Source organism: Microbacterium sp. LWH12-1.2, from assembly GCF_040675825.1.
Taxonomy (GTDB): Bacteria; Actinomycetota; Actinomycetes; order Actinomycetales; family Microbacteriaceae; genus Microbacterium.
Genome location: NZ_JBEGIJ010000003.1, coordinates 26,972 through 43,220, shown reverse-complemented (window position 1 = coordinate 43,220; position 16,249 = coordinate 26,972). Strand labels below are relative to the sequence as shown.

Sequence of the window (16,249 nt, the reverse complement as noted above, 5' to 3'; positions counted from 1 at the left end):
CTGTAGCAGGAGCGGGGCTTGAACCCGCGACCTCACGATTATGAGTCGTGAGGATTTGGTCTAGTTTGACTTGCTTTTGGTCTAACTATGGGTGTAACTTGTCTATATCGACCTATGGGAAACCACTGGAAACCATGGGTTGGGATACACCTAGGGATACACCTAGCCAGACCAAGGAGACGCACGTGAACAGTCATGGAGAACTCATCGAGGAGGCTGCGAACTGCAACGGGCAGGAAGCCCTGGAAGCGGTTCGGTCAATCTCCCGGATGCCCGACCGCCGCGAGGTGGTCCCGATTGATGAGCCGGTGCGCCGCCACGCCTATCTCAAGGGTTACGAAGCCGCAATGGACGACGTGCGCGCTCGGCTACCACATCGCCCCGTGGCTCCTGCCCATCAGAGCGAACCTTCCGACGCGCAGGTGGACGTAGCGATTCGTGCATATGACGAAAGCACGCGCGGGGAGTATGCACAATGGGGAGCAATGCGCGCCGCCCTACGTGCTGCTGCCGCCGCATCCTGACACGTATCTGACTGACCAAGTACAACCAACGCAGTGAAAGGAGCAGCGATGATCCGCTTGCGGAACATCCATAGAAGACCAACGCACGTCGGCGTAATCAATCAACAGATGTGGTCGGCGCATGGCAGACGGAGTGGTCAAAGGAGACCCAGTGTCCCGAGAATTTCTAACTGAACAGACATGGATCGCGCTGATGGTGGCAACCTTTTCGAGGGTCTGAGTTCGATGCTCAGCAGTGCACATGAACAACCGGCAGAGGAGAGCAGAAGACATGACTGACGACAGTGTGATCGGGGAAGCCGTGAAACGAGAAGTGCTAGCTCGAGCATTGTATGCCGAGTACCGCGAGCGATCCCCGGGCACCCTGACATGGGAGAACGACTGGAAGGCCGACGAGTTCAAGGCGCAGGCTGATCGAATTCTCGCGCATCTGCCACGGACGATCGACACACTTCGCCCGCAGAGCGAACCATCAGACGCGCAGGTGCTCGCAGCGCTGAACGCGTACAACGAGCGCAATCCGGGTCGAACGATTTCGGACTGGTCTGATGAGAGCGTGGCGAACATGCGTGCCGCACTGCGTGCGGCTGGTTCCGTGGAGCAGGAAGAGGGCGATTGATGGGTGACTCATGTTGAAGCGCGACATAACCAAGAACCCGGCCACCGGACTGTATGAGTACATCTTCGAACTTGCCCCCACGTACACACCCGAGGGCAAGAAGATCCGGCACCGCAAATCGGTGCGGCGGAAGAACAAGAAGGAACTCATCGCGGAAGTAACCCGGCTTGAGAAACAACTACTCGAGCACGGCGAACTGATCATCGCTTCCATGACCGTGAAGCACTGGTTTGATCGGTGGCTTGAGGATGCGGCTAAGGAGAAACGCCCGAACACGATGACCAACTATCGGTCTGTCGTGAAGACGCACATCATCCCCGCGCTTGGACCCAACACGAAGCTTGACAAGATCGGTGCCGACAAGATCCGACACGTCTACAAGCTCATGGGCGACAAGGGTCTGTCATCCACGTACATGCTCAACGCGCACCGCATCATGTCATCCTCATTCCAGGACGCGCTACGGGAACGGAAGATCAACGTCAACCCGACCACGCTCGTCAAGCCGCCACGGAAAGCACTCGTGACTCTCGACGTGCTCAACACGGATGAGGCGCGCGAACTGTTGCGCTACGTGTCCGAGATTCCAGGTGGTGCACGATGGGCCGTATCGCTACTCACGGGTTTGCGTCGCGGTGAAGCGGTCGGACTCGAATGGGACCGCGTGGGCGACATGATCGACCTGTCGTGGCAGATGCAACGGCTCACATACACGCACGGATGCAAACCGCACTGTGGCCGCAAACGCGGTGCGGACTGCAATGAATCGTTCTTCGAGATACCGGTTGGCTACGAAGCTCGACAAGTCGCGGGAGGATTGCACCTTGTGCGCCCGAAGTCATCCTCGGGGTGGCGGATCATCCCACTCGTCGAGCCTTTGCGATCCATCATGGAGCGGTACATTGCGGCATCTCCCCCACACGCGAACGGCCTTGTGTTCACGCATGGGGACGGGCGCGCGATCGACCCAGACCAAGACACCAAGGCATGGAACAAGGTGCTGCAAGACGTGTTCCCTGGTCGCCAAGTGCGGCTACATGATCTGCGACACACGGCCGTTGACCTCATGCTTGAGGCCGGCGTTGCGGAAGATGTCATCCTGGAAATCTTCGGATGGTCCGCGCGCATCATGGCTCGTTCGTACAAGTCGAAGGGCAACAAGAAGCGGCTCACGGGCGGCATGGATAAGATGGCCGCACTCATCGGAGGGGTAAGCAAATGAGCGAGTATCAGGCGACAAACGGGACGTGGGTCATACGGAATGGCGGGATGCTCGGATTCGGCCCCACTCGCGAAGCGGCAGGCAAGCGCGCTGGCTACGGATCGGGGGGGCGCGTGACGGACATTTTCCTCTCGCCCGCAGAGTGGGAGGCGTTGGAGGAGTTCATGAAACAGCCGCCAACCTAACCAGACCAGCGAAACTGACGCGCCCCCATCCGGGAACCTACGTAAGTAACACCACGTAGCCGGGTGAGGGCGCGTTTTTCGAACGCGTGAACAAGCTTCGGCTCCACACCCAACTCCTCAGCAATCGCATCCGGTGCAGGGTCCAACGCCTCAGCCGCAATGTACTCAGACGGCTCAATCAGCAAACACGCCGCGTAGTAATCAGCCGCTTCCTCATACTTCGGATTGCCATGACACTGATGGTCATAGAACGCATGACCCAACTCGTGAGCTAACACGGTGCGTTGTTCCACGGGAGTCAGATTGAAGTCGTAGACAACGATCTTCCGCACCGAGTCGTAGAAACCTCGACACTCTGTATCTATGTGCGCTACATGCACTGTCACGCCCAGCGACGCTGCGTGGGCGATCAGGTCTCGCATATCATTCCTTCGGCGGCGTCTCCGGGCCATCATCCGCCGCCGCATGCAGCGGTGGCGTGATGTGTCCTATATAAGTCACGTTGTCATCCTGAGTCAAGGTATACGCCCCCTCAGACACGCCATGCTCGGCCAGCAGCTTGGCCATCCCGCCGTAATCGTTCAGAGCCTCTTCGGCCATCTCCCCCGCCGACTCGTTCATCGCAGCGGCAAGACGTTCCAGCTCCGAGACGGTGATCGCGTTCTCGCCATACTCGCGCCGTTTGATGTTCGCCTCAGCAATACCCGACAGTTCCGCCAACTCAACGCGTGACAGTCCCGCCTTCGCACGCTTAGAACGCACCACCTTGCCCAGTCGCACGTCAAACTCACTGATGATCTTTACTGGCCGTCCCATGCAACCCACTTTAGACCTGATGTTGGTCTAGGTAAACCCAAAAAAGTTTCATATGGTCTTGCGTTGGTCTAACTAGACCTGATACGGTCGTTTCATGACCCAGAACATCCCACCCAGGAGAAGGCCCACTGCGGCTGAAGATGTTTCACCGTTGACCGCCGGTCGCCGTGAAGCTGACGCACTGACTCGTTCCATGCGGGACGTTTCAGTTCGTGAGCTTCTGGTGGCCGGCGGTCTTCGTGCATTGACACCACGGGAGCTGCTGCGATGACCGATCCCGTACTCGCGCCTTGCATCCTCGCGTACTCGATCCCCAACTTCGCGAAAGCCGTCGACCTGTCCATCGAGAAGGTCAGACAGCACATCAACCGGGGCGAACTCGTCCCCTCCTACGTGGACTCCAAACCGCTAATCATGCGGGAAGAAGGCGAACGCTGGCTACGAGCCAGACCCGCCGAAAAGCAAGACGGCTGATCCCCGTTACCTGATCCGGCTCTACCGACTCGCTGTTGGTAGCGCTACTCGTCGACCCTTCGCGGTTGGCAAATCCCCAGCTCGTCCCAAGGAGGACGAAGGGATGAACAGAACTTGCAGGAGTAGACGCGTCACGCAGACGGCTCCGATACCTGTAAGCGGGATCGTGCACAACCTCACCGACCACCTGTCGGCCAACAGTGCACGTGAGCAGACCACCACAGAAGCGGATCACCTTTTTCGGGGTGTAGCTGGCTGGACGCCATAGGTGCGATGGGCGTAGGGCTTGGGGTGTGGAGTTCAAATTCTTTTGACAGTTCGCCGCCATAGATGTACGGGCGGAACCAGCCGCGATGGGTCAAGCGGATAGCGCGGGTTGGTCACCGCGAACCATTCCACAGGGTTAGTGGAAGCCCTCGAGCCTGTAATCGGTCGACTCGGAGTATCACCGAGCGAGGGCACAAGTCGAGCTGACGACGTTTTGCGGGTAGCTCCCGGAAGACAATCAGCGGCCTGGGTTGTTTGGCAACGACCGATGTACACGGATGATGCGGGTTCAAGTCCCGTCCAGGCGCTCGGGTCTGCGGTTCTGAGGATGTAGCGGGCAGGGGTGTCCGTGTTCTCCCATGACCCTGGGGGCTGATGCTGCAAACATCAGCCCCCAATCTCATTTTCTTACCCGAAGCAAAGGAGCTTGCCATGAATGATGTAGCGACAATCAGCGAACTTGAGCTGATCGTTTTTGGTGCTGATGATTTGAAGTGCGAGTCCTCACATACGGATGCGATCACCGAGCCGTGCAGCCACACCGTCGTGGCTCGAGCACGAAAGAGGTGCGACGGATCTACAACCCTGTGGTGCACGGGTGCTCACGCTTCGGGTACGCGAGCAATGGCACTTGGTACGCACATTTGCGCCAACTGCCGAGCCAATGTCAATGCTTGCTGGTCGGTGATCTCGATCTGATGTGCGCCTACAAGGACGTAACGCTTGCACCGGATGACATTGAGTGGTCTACGGATCGCCCAACGAATCCGGTCAAGGAGGCCGTGTTTGATGACGCGTGTTTCCGCAGCATTCTCACAGATAAGGGTGCACGCGAAACCTTGGAACTGTTTCACAAGTTTCACCGCGACATTGCAAACCAACTGATTGTGCGTGCTGTGACTGATGCGTGCGAGTCGGAGTGGACGAGACGTGCGGTGCATGTGTGTCGGGCTGCGAAAGTACGGCGTGATGTTGCGCGGCGTGTGTTTCAAGTCGAGCACGGCGTGGCGGCTGAGTTGGAGTTTCGTCAAGCGTTGCGGCGTAAATACCCGCGTGCCGTATGGGGATCAGACATGGAGGAAGCGCGATGAGGGAAGTATTCGGTCAGTTGGCGATGGGTTGGGGTTCGCTCGGATCAACAGAGTCATACGCGGCGACGCAGAAGCGAACGGCTCGACAGGAAGCACTGCATGTTGCCGCGGTGTCTCGACGTCGTAAAGCGAAGCGTGGAGGCAAGCGATGACCAGTGGCGAAGAACTGATCGAGGAAGCCGCAAAGGCGCTGTTTATGGATGGAGACGGGCTGGATTCTTCGCCCGAAACTCGTGCCATCTGGGAGCCGCGAATCCGTGCCGCTCTCGCCGTGTTTGAGAAGGCGCGCGGTCCGATGTGTATCTGCACCTCGGCTATCGCAGGCATCAGTGACGGCCCAAACGTTGACTGCCCGCACCACGGGCAGGGCGAGACTTGGCAAAAAGTGTCACGCGGATTCGACGGGACTCGACGCGCGTACGAAGCGTTGCAGGATACGACCGTCCGGGCCGTTCTAATGTGCGCCCATTGCGGCGATACGGCTCCACGGGTGCCGAGCCGAAGGATCGCGTTGGGATCAGAAACAGAAGGTGTGTGATGACAAGACGTGAAGAACTGATCGCGTTCATGAAGAGGATGACTCCGGTCGCACATGATCCCCTAGCTCAATTCGTGGCCGAGATGTGGGCGTTGAAGTTCATGCGGGAATTCCCGGACTTCGAGAAGGCGCACGCCCCGACCGACGACGAGCAGGAAGCCGCACAGCGACTGCTCAGCGACGTAAACCCTCAGCACCGTCCGGCGATCGCAAGCATGCTGTCCGATGACATTCGTATCGTCGCGAGCGCGGTGATCAGGAAGGTGCGCACTGCGGGTCTGGAGGTCGAACCGTCTGATGCGCAGGTGCAGCGCTTCATCGCCCTCGTGAAGCTCCTGAAGTACGACCTGGAACGGCCGGGCGAAAGCGGAGTTGTGCTTATGCCCCCTTACCTGATTCACCGACTCAACCAGGCGCTTGAAGTTGTGTCCGATGCCTAAGCGCACGTTCTGTCATGTGCGGCATATCTGCCACCACTGGTTTGAAGACGAGTGCAGCACGGCCTGTGACGAGGGAAGGCATGATCACGCGATCAACTCCCCAACATGCCCTGATGAACCCGCCGTACCAAAGGAAGCATGATGGATGACGTCGCCACTGCACGGGTCAACCTGCAACACCGCATCCGTTCGCTCGCATGGGTACAGAGGTTCGGCACACTCGCACACATCGAACAATGCACCCAAAACGTGTTAGCCGCACGATGGGCACTCGCACACGCACAAGCACGAGAAACAGGAGACGACGCATGAACGAATTCGTGGCAAGCAACGGAGTCAAGGTCTGGGTAGATGGCATCTCGGGAATCGTCAGCGTGGCGAGTTCGAATGTCAAGACTTTCCCCACGGAACGCATCGACCCCGTGGACGCCATTGCCCTGCGCGAGTTCTTCCAGCATGAGCGTGACGAAGAACTCGGGCGGTGGCGATCGACCATCGATGCGAACTGGACGGCAGCCCTCGATGCGGAAACTGGGTGGGTCCAGTTTCGGAAAGACGATGGACTCCACGAGTTCTCCATGACCAAGAGGAACCCGTCGCTTACTGGGTGGTCATCTTGCCTGCAAGCGATTGGGCGCGAGTATCTCGATGCTCACCCGGAGCGCAAGCCTTGGGAAGATGCGACACCCGGACAAGTCTGGGATGTCGACTTGGAGTATGGCGGGGTGCGGGCGGTCGTCGTCTACTCTGCGCGCCACGCTGAACCGATTGCCGTGTTCCGCGACCCGTACACGCAAGTTGAGTACGAGACGGATGACAGCACTATTCGCGATGCCCGTCGCATCTACCCGGAGTCTGACCATGTCTGAGGATGAGATTTTCCGTCGTACCGCAGCCGCATACCCCGCACACATGGTCGAACGCATCAACATCAACCACATGTGGAACGAAATCGGGCACGCACTCGGGAACACGGTCACATTCATGAGCGACAACGAACGCGAAAGGCTGATGCGATGAAGAACCAAGTCGCATCTCTCCCAAGAGTCGACATGGCCAGCCTCAGAATCTCAAAGCACGCCGTAGAGCGCGCCCTGGATATGGGCATCGAAGGCGACGAGATCGTCGGCACAATCACGAAACCCGAGTACGGGTACTGGTCGAACAAGCATCAGGCGTGGTGCGCGAAACGGGGACGCGTGGCCATTGGATTCCGAGCCGAAGATCACGATCCAAACAGTTGGGTATTGCTTACGGTGCTGTGGGCTACGGAAGACGCGTGGGAACAAGACGCGGCCGTTGCTCCATTGTCAACCGGTCGCAGTCTCAAGAAAGGCTGGGAGAAATGATCCCCTTGCGTTACGCGGCATTCCTAGCCGGCGCAACCACACTTTTGTGTCTCGCGCAAACACCCAACAGCCCCGCAACCATCTGGTTGACGGGGTTCTTTTTCATCTGCTTCGGGACAGTCATTTTGACATGCCGCGAACCAAAGACAAGGAGACACTGACGTGCACTACGCAATCGTGAACCGGCATCGCGAAGGCACCGAATCAGACCTGCAAGTAGACCGGGTCTACACCGGTTTCTGGACTATCGCTGCTGCCGAATCATACAACGAGCGGTTCCCAACGCCTGAATACAACTTGATCGTTCCTTGGAGTGTGACATGAACGCTTTCACGTTCCCGCTGCGTCAACACATCTGGCAGGAAGACGGCATCTGGTGGCTCAACACCGGACTCGTCAACATCCCGCACCCGACATGGGCCGACGCATGGTCCCACGCGGCTTTTATTCATCGCATCAGGACCGAGGTGTGACATGACCATCGACCAGGCGCGCAACACACTCAGCGTCAAACTCGTCGACCTCGCATTCGCCCAACGATCAGGCGACCCAACACGCATCCAACACGCACAAGACGCCGTAGAACATGCCGAAAAAGTGCTCGTTGAAGTCACACTGCGCGACGAAGGCGGCTGGAAGCCATGACGAGCAACCGGGGTCAGAACGTGTACTGCGGATTCTGCGGCCACATCGGAAAGGTCTATGCCAGCGAAAGGCACCCCATCTCATGGTGGGTCGACAAGCTCAAATACGAGCACGCAGACGAGACGCACAGCTAATGAACTGCCCGGTTTGCAAGGGTCACGGCTGGTATCTCTACTCGCGTGATCCCGACCTTGACGACCTCTGCTCATGTCCAGCCGGTGACCAACTCAGATCACCCGGCGAAATGACACTCAAGCTACTCATGAACGCATTCAACGAAGAGAGAACGCTGTGACTTTGACCCCAGTCTGGCCGTGCGATCGAGGAACCGGGCGACCGATCGGATATCACAACTACACGGCAACTCAGCATGGAGTTTGCTGCACCTATTGCGGAAAGCGGGCCTGAACGGTGATCGACTACTCAATGCCTGACGAGATTTACCATGCGCGCCCCGAGCTATCCAGCACCGGGGCGCGAACACTTCTCCCTGAGTTCAAGGGTTCGCCGGCCAAGTTTATTTGGGAGAAATCGCACCCGAGAACGTCACGCGCGTTCGACATCGGGCATGCAGTCCACGCGAAAGTGTTGGGCACAGGGTTGCAGGCGGTTGCATACCCGGAAGACCTGCTCGCATCGAACGGTGCCGCATCCACGAAGCTCGCCAAAGACTGGGCGCAGGAACAACGCGACAACGGTTTCGTGCCCATGAAGTCCGTCGAAGTGAACGTCATCAACAAGATCACCGAAGCCGTACTCGCGAACACGGACGCGCGGAAAGTACTCGAGCAGCCACACCGCGAAACATCCATCTTCTCGACGTCGCCTGAAGGTGTGCCGGTACGTGCGCGGTTCGACATCTACGGGAACACGGCGGGTGCAGACCTCAAGACCACGGCAGACGCATCGCCCCGAGGGTTCAACCATCACGTTGTTGAGTTCGGTTACTTCGTGCAGCACGCGTGGTACGACGACGTGCACTTCTTCGAAACGGGCGAACGGCTCGACTCGTTCAGCTTCATCGCCGTCCAGACAACCGGCCCGTACCACGTTGCCGTCTACCCGCTCGACGTCATGTACCTCGAGATCGGACGCAAGCTCGCACGAGAAGCACGCGACGTGTATCAGCGATGCGTTGAGACGAACACGTGGCCGGGGATTGAAGGCGAACTGCTCGCACCGCCCAACTGGCTTGTGTATGAACACGAGGAACAGGTGACCTTCTGATGGGCATGTTTGACAGCTTCTACGACGCAGAAGATCGAGAGTGGCAGACCAAGGCATTCGATTGCCTCTGCGACCGCTACAACGTAGGTGACCGCATCCCAGCACCCAACGAGGGGCATCGAGATGCGTATCAGGTGAGCATCTTTGGACCGTGTGGGAGCACACCATCCGACGCTTATGACAGCTTCGCCACGATCGTCGACGAGAAGCTCGTTGAGGTTCCGGCTCGGCGCGACGAATCGCTGTGGCTGCTGGACTACTGCGGTGGATGGATCGACACCCCGAAAGGAGATGACCATGGACGTGTCTAACGCCATTGTCGCGAAGTCAGACCAACTCAATGCAATCGACCTGACGGGCCGCGATGTCACTGTGACCATCGTTGACGTGAAGCCGGGTCCAGCGGATCAGCCCGTGCACATCATCACCGACACTTACGGCCCATCACGCCCATTCAAGGCATCCAAGACGGCACTGCGGGACATCGTTCAGGCGTGGGGCACCGACTCGACCGCATGGGTTGGTCGACGCCTCACACTGTGGAATGACCCGTCTGTCTTGTGGGCGGGCAAACCTGTCGGCGGAATTCGAGTGCGCGCCATGAGCCACATTGATGCAGCGTTCAAAGCGAACCATGTCATCACGCGCGGGAAGACCGAACAAGTGATGATCCAGCCGCTTCCCGATGCCGCACCTGTCGCACCCGAGACGCTTGCGAAAGCCCTCGCCGCAATTCACGACGCAACCGACATGGGCACACTCGACAAGATCGAAGACTACGCACGCAAGATCGGCATCCACGGCGACGTATCGGATGCGATCTTGGCGAAACGTGGACAACTGACATAGAACGATCCAACTTGAGGGCGCGCACTGAAACACACGGTGCGCGCCCTTCTGCAACCCAGGAGGAACCCGTGAGCACCATCAAGAACATCGAAACGCTGATCGCCGATCTCGACACCGCGCGTTGGGACGGATCGATCTACACGTACGGACAGATCCAGAAGCGGCTCCGAGAAATCATGGAAGCCGACCGCGAGCGCGCCAAATGGGAAACGTTGCACGCGAAGTACCAGGCGGTTGTTGCGGAAAACGCACAGTTGCGCACCGCTCTGGACGAACTTAACGCTGACGTCGAAGAGATCCTGTCCAACGCATCGCACAACGGCATGGAAGCGGCTAAGTCGCATGCCATCCGCTCACAGATGGCATCCATCCGACGACTGCGCGCACAGATCAACCCCGCTCCGGACGCGGTCCCAGATGTTTTCTCTGACACCCGAGAGGCGCTTGACGACCTCACCCGTTCGCGGAGGGTCGGATGACGCGCAACCGTGCATCCGCGAAGAAGGCAGGAACCGCCATGGAATCACTCGTCGCCAACTTCCTCGCATTCCGACTCGCTGACGACCGGATCGAGAGGCGCGCCAAATCAGGCAGCAAGGACCGCGGCGACATCGGCGGTGTACGCATCCCCGGTGGTCGCGTCGTTATCGAGGTCAAGAACGTAAGCAGCAAGATCAACCTCCCCGGATGGTTGCGTGAAGCCGAAGTTGAACGCGGCAACGATGACGCCGTGATTGGTGTTGTCTGCCACAAACGTCACGGCTCAGCGAACCCGGCGGATCAGCACGTCACGATGACGCTCGAGACGTTCGCAACCCTGCTCGAAGGTGGCGTGAAATGACCGAAGAGGTTTGGAGACCGGTCTTCGGTTACGAAGGCAGCTATGAGGTCAGTAGCGCCGGGCGAGTTCGGAGCATACCGCGTTCGGTTACGCGAAGCGATGGGCGCGTGTTCACATATCGCGGGCAGGTACTTTCCCTCAAGTTCCAGCATCATTACTGGCGTGTGGGTCTTTCCATGAATGGGGAAACCATCTCATGGTGCGTCCACCGCCTCGTTTGTGAGGCATTCCACGGACAGAAGCCATCGGGTCATGTGGTGCGTCACCTCAATGGTGTCAGCACGGACAATGAGTCATTCAATCTCGCATGGGGTACGCCAGCCGAAAACTCGGCAGACATGGTGGCGCACGGAAATAGTCGCGCCAGCCAGACCCACTGCAAAAGAGGCCACGAGTTCACGCCCGAGAACACCCACGTAAGCCGTGCTAACAGGCGCGTTTGTCGGGCCTGTGATCGGATTCACAACAAGGCGGAGGCAGGCCACAGAAGCGCGCGGCGAAAGGCGAATCGGCCGACGATCACATGTCGCGTTTGCGGCTCGCAGTTCCAGAGTTCCGCCGGAGGATTCTTCTGTTCGCCCGAATGCAAGAAGGCGTCGCGGCGTGTTGAGTTCCTGAATAGAGAGAGCAATCATGCGCGTGTACACGGATAACAATCTACGGCCAGAGCCATGGGTCAGGGATGCTGCTTGCGCCACCACCGATGTAGATCTTTGGTTTCCGGCTCATGGTGATCAGCCAACCGCAGACAAAGCGAAACGTGTGTGCCGTGAAGTATGCCCCGTGCGTGAACAGTGTCTCGAGTTCGCGTTACGCACACGTCAGAACTCGGGCATTTGGGCCGGGTATGCGGAGAGAACCCTTCGATCTTTGAGGAGAAACGCAGCATGAGCATGAACCTCGCACCAAGTTCGGTGCCCAAAACTTACGCCCATGAACACCGACCGCACGTCTGCGGGAAGTGTCGCAACCCGTTCACGATCGGGAATCCACTATGTCCCAACAACCGGAGATCTGAATGAGAGGGAGGCGTCCAGATGCCAAGAGATTATGTGGTGTACGCGAATGACGATGACTTGTGGCCCTACGCCAAGAGTATTCGCCCGGATGGATACACCTACTTGATCGCATGGGGATCAGGCGTAGACGCCATCGTCAAGGTTGGATCGACTTGTGCGCCGCGACGTTGGCGCGGATACCTGACTCATGGTGGGCGCGTGGTACTGATCATCAGATCGTCGCATGAGGTCCAGATAGAGACCGAGCTAGATGAATCTCTCGGCAAATTCGCTGCGCCAGCATTCGAGTCCAAGCAGCAAGCAGAACCGTACTTGGGTTCCCGTGGTGCCGGGTGGATGGAGTGCTACCGGGTGCAACCCGACATTGCACTACAGGTCGCCAAGGAGGTGCTGTCCGGTGGCTGACAAAGACGACAGACTGTTTGCCCCGTTTCCCATCGAGATGGACGAGCACCCGAAGATCATTGGCCTCTCAGATCCTGCGTTTCGTGCGATCTTCGAGGCCACTTTCTATTCGCGGCGGATGTTGTCTGATGGCTTCCTCGATGAACGAGTGGTGCTGAGGCGGTGGGGCCAGGAGGTTGCCGATGAGTTGGCATCCAACGATCCGAACCGTCCGTCATGGATACGCGTCGAGGGCGGTTGGCAGATCCATGACTTCGAGAAGCATCACCCTTTGAAGGCAGAGATCATGCAGAAGCGCGCTGACGTTTCGGCCAAGAGGTCGGAAGCTGGCCGAATCGGTGCGGCAAAGAGATGGCAAGGCGATAGCAAACCGATGGCAAACCATAGCTCAGAGACAGAGACAGAGACAGAGACACGCGAAGAACCTTTGTCCGACGCTGACGCGTCCGACCGGATCGGATCTCTCATCCCTGCTGATTGGCGACCAAACCAAACCCACATCGACAAGGCCGCATCCCTACACCTGGACGTCAGGGCTGAGTATCAGCGGTTCCGTGCACACGCAGAGAGAACGCAACGTCGACTCAAGAGCGTCAAGGGCTGGAACACGGGCTTCACGAACTGGTTGCGGAAAGCGGCCGAGTTCAACACACAGCGACAGGGACGTGCACCGGTCACGGGCAAGCAGTCGCCCACGGATCGTATTGCTGCCATCCTCGCGATCGGTGAGCAGGAAGGAATCGAAGCATGAACGCAATCGAGGAAGTTAGCGACTACGAGACGGCTGTGACCCGGATGCTGATGGTTACGCCTCCTGAGTTCTGGGAGTTGGCGCAGGGTGAAGCTAAGCGGCGTGAAGAACTCATGGAAACTATCCGCCGAACCACGATGTCGGGTCCGTCGTCGCCACGTGTCGCCGCAGCACATTCGGTGTACATGGATGCGTTGTGCGGTCGTCTCTGGTGAATGCGTTCGAGATGAAACGTCTGCTCGCGAAGATCAGCCTTGGTGACAACAGGCAGGTTGACCAGCTTGTCATCGATGACTGGATGGAAACGATCGGCCACCTCGCATATCAGGACGCGTACACGGCGGTTGTGGCTCATAGGCGTGATTCGACTGAGTATCTGATGCCTGGTCACATCACACGTGCGGTGTATCGGTCCAGTCCTCAGAAGGCGGTAACGATGTCGCCTGAGGTCACGGATTGCGGGCGGCACAGGTGGATGGACGATTCGACGTGCCTGTATTGCGAGACGAGGAGAACCGAATGACTGGCCCGATGATGGCGTGTTCTCGTTGCGGTTTGAAACGTGAAGCACGCAAGACAACCACACTGTGCGAATCATGCCGTGCCGTACTCACACGCGACGAACAGAAACTATGGAGGACACGATGAAGGTGACCGTGGACATCCCCGACCCGATTGGTTGGGCGTTGACTGACCATGCGGAGAAGCGTGGCACAGACCTCCCGAACCTGATCGGTGGTCTCGTGCTCAAAGCGTTCCGTCCGAAAGCGGACGGGAAGGCACCATCGTTTCGTGACCATGTGGAGCGTGAGTGGTCGAAGGGTGCACCTGACCCGGTTATTGCGCATCGTCTGGGTGAGCCGGTGGAGATGGTTCGTGTTGCGCGCCGGTCACTCAAGTTGGAGCCGCACAAGTTCGATCGTGCGCAGTGGATGGGCGAACTGTCCGAAGCGCACCCGATCGCAGGTGCCGCATGAGTGAGGTGGTGGTGTACACGCAGCCGAATTGTCAACCGTGTAAGGCAACGTTGCGACGGTTTGATGCGGCGGGTGTGGTTGTGAAGGAACTCGCAGCATCCGACTACACGGGGTTACTCAAAGCGATGGGCCACTTGCAAGCGCCTGTTGTGATGACAGGTGTCAAGCATTGGAGTGGCTATCGTCCGGATTTGATCGACGAAGCAATCGAAGCAAGGAGAAACACGTGAGCGAACTGTTCAGGCGGCGATACGAGGTGCAGATCGCCAACACCATCACAAACATGCTCGGCGATGATCGGCTGGGCCGTTGGAACTTCCATCTCGGGTTCCACGACCTCGAGGACGCCCGAGCTGCTGCTGAACGACTTTCCGAAGACAACCGCTGGGTTCGAGTAGTGGACACGCAGAACGAGGGGACCGCATGAGCAAGGCAACAACAACGATCGAGGGTTTCGTGGTGAACGATCTCGAGGTGCGTGACGTCAACGGCCATCGGGTCGTAAAGGTCACCGTTCCGCACACACCACGGAAGCTCGACAAGACCACAAACCAGTGGGTGGATGCAGGCGAAACAGCATGGTTCTCAGTATCGTTCTGGGATGACGCCGTCGACCCGATCCTCGCAACCGTGTTCAAGAAGGCGCTTGTAACAATCACGGGTCAGCCTGCACCACGCGGGTACACGAAACAGGACGGCACGATCGCGGTTGAGACTGAGTTGAAGTTTGCAACGCTGGGTGTCATCCCGCGCGCAGACCAGCCTCAGCCCGCACAGTCGACGCCGGCACCATCACAGGAACCGTGGAGCACACCAGGAAGCTTCGGCGATGACTCCGCGCCATGGGATGCAGAAAAGCCGTTCTGACCGGGTCATAGTTCTAACTTCTGTCCGCCCGGTGCGGTAGAATTAGAACGCCCCCAGGGAGTGCTTAGGAACACTCACCCGGGGGCTAACCCTACGAATCGATTACGGCGATTGGAGGGCTGTCATGGATTCTACCCGTGCAGTCAGTGAAGGTTTCAGAACACCGGAACGATGGAACTCGGTTCCCGTTCCCGAACGTGTGGCAGAACGGGCGTTCACCAAGGTGGACAAGCGGTCGGATGGCTGCTGGATCAGCCTGTATTCAGTCGCGTCCCATGGCTACTCACAGATCGGGTGGCAGACGGAGACCTCGAGGCACGTAGTTCTCGGCCACCGTGCGGCATGGGTTCACGTGAACGGTCAAGTTCCACTCGGGATGACACTCGACCACCTGTGCAAGACGCGGCCTTGCGTAAACCCGGAGCACCTGCGGCTACTGCCGAACTATGAGAACGCTCGGCGGGTTGATGGCGCTGATTGGCCGATGGGATTCTGCAAACGCGGCCATCCGAACAGTGAACTGCGCGAGTACCCGGGCGGCAGACGTCGACCCAGCATGGAATGTCGCGTCTGTCATTCCGCCCGCATTCGAAGAAACAACTGGGTTGTCAGGCATCCCGGCCAACCGATCCCACTGCACATCGCGGCGGGAACTACATCAGAAGAGGTTTCCAATGGCTGATTCACCTCGCATCCCGATGTCGTGTTCGGGTTTTTGTGCGCACCCGTCAACACCCGAACACGCAGGATGCCCAAACCGGTCCTGTGCGTGCGACTGTCACCGGAAGGAAACGTGATGAACGAAGCGACAAGCATCCGAGACGAACTAGCGTTTTCGCTCTTTAAGCGCGACTCGCCCGCGCCGGGAGTTTTCGCGCGGGCCGCTTGGCGGCTTTCCGGAGATACGCATAACGAGTACATCGATATGGCGGATCACATCTTGGCGTCTCCTGTGATCCGACGCATCCAAGCCAAGGCCCTTCGAGAAGTAGTCGATGTCATGCAAGGCGAGGTGGCTTGGACTCAGAACAACTTCCTCCGCGGCCCAAATGCGGACCGATACGTCTCCGAGCGCCAGTTTGCAATCTCGGAACTTCTGGAACATGCAGAGGCTTACGAGAAGGGGTCGTCTGATGTGTAGTG

Annotated in this window: 28 protein-coding genes; 26 read left to right on the top strand and 2 right to left on the bottom strand. The window is 58.4% G+C overall.

Annotated features, from left to right (window positions below):
• The first annotated feature begins 185 nt into the window (after window positions 1–185).
• From MRBLWH12_RS18805 to MRBLWH12_RS18795, 3 genes are all read left to right on the top strand, one after another.
• The gene (locus MRBLWH12_RS18805; protein WP_363544686.1) at window positions 186–524 is read left to right on the top strand and encodes a hypothetical protein; all 339 of its coding nucleotides are present in this window, start codon (window positions 186–188) and stop codon (window positions 522–524) included.
• A gap of 241 nt (window positions 525–765) precedes the next feature.
• On the top strand, window positions 766–1,143 hold the full coding sequence (locus MRBLWH12_RS18800; protein ID WP_363544683.1) for a hypothetical protein: 378 nt from the start codon (window positions 766–768) through the stop codon (window positions 1,141–1,143).
• 10 nt (window positions 1,144–1,153) lie between these two features.
• A complete protein-coding gene (locus tag MRBLWH12_RS18795) occupies window positions 1,154–2,365 on the top strand; it encodes a tyrosine-type recombinase/integrase (protein WP_363544680.1) in 1,212 nt (403 codons plus the stop codon).
• 181 nt (window positions 2,366–2,546) lie between these two features.
• On the opposite strand, the gene MRBLWH12_RS18790 is transcribed toward MRBLWH12_RS18795, so the two are convergent.
• Both MRBLWH12_RS18790 and MRBLWH12_RS18785 read right to left on the bottom strand, forming a co-directional pair.
• Complete coding sequence (locus tag MRBLWH12_RS18790; RefSeq protein ID WP_363544677.1) at window positions 2,547–2,972, bottom strand: ImmA/IrrE family metallo-endopeptidase; 426 nt, start codon at window positions 2,970–2,972, stop codon at window positions 2,547–2,549.
• Between the two features lies 1 nt (window position 2,973).
• The gene (locus MRBLWH12_RS18785) at window positions 2,974–3,366 is read right to left on the bottom strand and encodes a helix-turn-helix domain-containing protein (RefSeq protein ID WP_363544674.1); all 393 of its coding nucleotides are present in this window, start codon (window positions 3,364–3,366) and stop codon (window positions 2,974–2,976) included.
• 267 nt (window positions 3,367–3,633) lie between these two features.
• Between MRBLWH12_RS18785 and MRBLWH12_RS18780 the strand changes: the two genes are divergently transcribed.
• From MRBLWH12_RS18780 to MRBLWH12_RS18670, 23 genes are all read left to right on the top strand, one after another.
• Complete coding sequence (locus MRBLWH12_RS18780) at window positions 3,634–3,840, top strand: hypothetical protein (RefSeq protein ID WP_363544671.1); 207 nt, start codon at window positions 3,634–3,636, stop codon at window positions 3,838–3,840.
• A 941-nt stretch (window positions 3,841–4,781) separates the two neighbouring features.
• The gene (locus MRBLWH12_RS18775) at window positions 4,782–5,198 is read left to right on the top strand and encodes a hypothetical protein (RefSeq protein ID WP_363544669.1); all 417 of its coding nucleotides are present in this window, start codon (window positions 4,782–4,784) and stop codon (window positions 5,196–5,198) included.
• Window positions 5,199–5,346: 148 nt separating this feature from the next.
• Window positions 5,347–5,736, top strand: a complete 390-nt coding sequence (locus tag MRBLWH12_RS18770) for a hypothetical protein (protein ID WP_363544666.1) — start codon at window positions 5,347–5,349, stop codon at window positions 5,734–5,736.
• Window positions 5,733–6,176 carry a hypothetical protein gene (locus MRBLWH12_RS18765; RefSeq protein ID WP_363544663.1) on the top strand — a complete coding sequence of 148 codons (444 nt, stop codon included), beginning with the start codon at window positions 5,733–5,735 and terminating at the stop codon, window positions 6,174–6,176. The genes MRBLWH12_RS18770 and MRBLWH12_RS18765 overlap by 4 nt, the downstream gene beginning before the upstream one ends.
• A gap of 308 nt (window positions 6,177–6,484) precedes the next feature.
• Window positions 6,485–7,045, top strand: a complete 561-nt coding sequence (locus MRBLWH12_RS18760; protein ID WP_363544660.1) for a hypothetical protein — start codon at window positions 6,485–6,487, stop codon at window positions 7,043–7,045.
• Window positions 7,046–7,192: 147 nt separating this feature from the next.
• Window positions 7,193–7,525, top strand: coding sequence for a hypothetical protein (locus MRBLWH12_RS18755; RefSeq protein WP_363544657.1), 333 nt, complete (start codon window positions 7,193–7,195; stop codon window positions 7,523–7,525).
• A gap of 320 nt (window positions 7,526–7,845) precedes the next feature.
• On the top strand, window positions 7,846–7,998 hold the full coding sequence (locus MRBLWH12_RS18750) for a hypothetical protein (RefSeq protein WP_363544655.1): 153 nt from the start codon (window positions 7,846–7,848) through the stop codon (window positions 7,996–7,998).
• A 1-nt stretch (window position 7,999) separates the two neighbouring features.
• On the top strand, window positions 8,000–8,170 hold the full coding sequence (locus MRBLWH12_RS18745; protein WP_363544652.1) for a hypothetical protein: 171 nt from the start codon (window positions 8,000–8,002) through the stop codon (window positions 8,168–8,170).
• A gap of 426 nt (window positions 8,171–8,596) precedes the next feature.
• Complete coding sequence (locus MRBLWH12_RS18740) at window positions 8,597–9,397, top strand: PD-(D/E)XK nuclease-like domain-containing protein (protein WP_363551468.1); 801 nt, start codon at window positions 8,597–8,599, stop codon at window positions 9,395–9,397.
• Window positions 9,397–9,708, top strand: a complete 312-nt coding sequence (locus MRBLWH12_RS18735) for a hypothetical protein (protein ID WP_363551467.1) — start codon at window positions 9,397–9,399, stop codon at window positions 9,706–9,708. Before MRBLWH12_RS18740 ends, MRBLWH12_RS18735 begins: the two co-directional genes overlap by 1 nt.
• Window positions 9,695–10,246, top strand: coding sequence for a hypothetical protein (locus MRBLWH12_RS18730; protein WP_363551466.1), 552 nt, complete (start codon window positions 9,695–9,697; stop codon window positions 10,244–10,246). The genes MRBLWH12_RS18735 and MRBLWH12_RS18730 overlap by 14 nt, the downstream gene beginning before the upstream one ends.
• Window positions 10,247–10,314: 68 nt before the next feature.
• Entirely contained in the window at window positions 10,315–10,725 is a 411-nt protein-coding gene (locus MRBLWH12_RS18725) for a hypothetical protein (RefSeq protein ID WP_363551465.1), read from the top strand.
• A gap of 38 nt (window positions 10,726–10,763) precedes the next feature.
• Window positions 10,764–11,087, top strand: a complete 324-nt coding sequence (locus MRBLWH12_RS18720) for a hypothetical protein (RefSeq protein WP_363551463.1) — start codon at window positions 10,764–10,766, stop codon at window positions 11,085–11,087.
• Complete coding sequence (locus tag MRBLWH12_RS18715; protein WP_363551462.1) at window positions 11,084–11,740, top strand: NUMOD4 motif-containing HNH endonuclease; 657 nt, start codon at window positions 11,084–11,086, stop codon at window positions 11,738–11,740. The genes MRBLWH12_RS18720 and MRBLWH12_RS18715 overlap by 4 nt, the downstream gene beginning before the upstream one ends.
• Window positions 11,721–11,978 carry a WhiB family transcriptional regulator gene (locus tag MRBLWH12_RS18710; RefSeq protein WP_363551460.1) on the top strand — a complete coding sequence of 86 codons (258 nt, stop codon included), beginning with the start codon at window positions 11,721–11,723 and terminating at the stop codon, window positions 11,976–11,978. Before MRBLWH12_RS18715 ends, MRBLWH12_RS18710 begins: the two co-directional genes overlap by 20 nt.
• 525 nt (window positions 11,979–12,503) lie before the next feature.
• The gene (locus MRBLWH12_RS18705) at window positions 12,504–13,262 is read left to right on the top strand and encodes a hypothetical protein (RefSeq protein WP_363551458.1); all 759 of its coding nucleotides are present in this window, start codon (window positions 12,504–12,506) and stop codon (window positions 13,260–13,262) included.
• Window positions 13,259–13,477, top strand: coding sequence for a hypothetical protein (locus MRBLWH12_RS18700; protein ID WP_363551456.1), 219 nt, complete (start codon window positions 13,259–13,261; stop codon window positions 13,475–13,477). The genes MRBLWH12_RS18705 and MRBLWH12_RS18700 overlap by 4 nt, the downstream gene beginning before the upstream one ends.
• 429 nt (window positions 13,478–13,906) lie before the next feature.
• A complete protein-coding gene (locus tag MRBLWH12_RS18695) occupies window positions 13,907–14,239 on the top strand; it encodes a hypothetical protein (protein WP_363551455.1) in 333 nt (110 codons plus the stop codon).
• Window positions 14,236–14,469, top strand: coding sequence for a glutaredoxin domain-containing protein (locus tag MRBLWH12_RS18690; protein WP_363551454.1), 234 nt, complete (start codon window positions 14,236–14,238; stop codon window positions 14,467–14,469). The genes MRBLWH12_RS18695 and MRBLWH12_RS18690 overlap by 4 nt, the downstream gene beginning before the upstream one ends.
• The gene (locus MRBLWH12_RS18685) at window positions 14,466–14,666 is read left to right on the top strand and encodes a hypothetical protein (protein WP_363551453.1); all 201 of its coding nucleotides are present in this window, start codon (window positions 14,466–14,468) and stop codon (window positions 14,664–14,666) included. Before MRBLWH12_RS18690 ends, MRBLWH12_RS18685 begins: the two co-directional genes overlap by 4 nt.
• Window positions 14,663–15,106 carry a single-stranded DNA-binding protein gene (locus tag MRBLWH12_RS18680; protein WP_363551452.1) on the top strand — a complete coding sequence of 148 codons (444 nt, stop codon included), beginning with the start codon at window positions 14,663–14,665 and terminating at the stop codon, window positions 15,104–15,106. The genes MRBLWH12_RS18685 and MRBLWH12_RS18680 overlap by 4 nt, the downstream gene beginning before the upstream one ends.
• A 124-nt stretch (window positions 15,107–15,230) precedes the next feature.
• Window positions 15,231–15,788, top strand: coding sequence for an HNH endonuclease signature motif containing protein (locus MRBLWH12_RS18675; protein ID WP_363551451.1), 558 nt, complete (start codon window positions 15,231–15,233; stop codon window positions 15,786–15,788).
• Window positions 15,789–15,902: 114 nt separating this feature from the next.
• Window positions 15,903–16,247, top strand: a complete 345-nt coding sequence (locus MRBLWH12_RS18670) for a hypothetical protein (protein WP_363551450.1) — start codon at window positions 15,903–15,905, stop codon at window positions 16,245–16,247.
• Window positions 16,248–16,249: the final 2 nt, after the last annotated feature.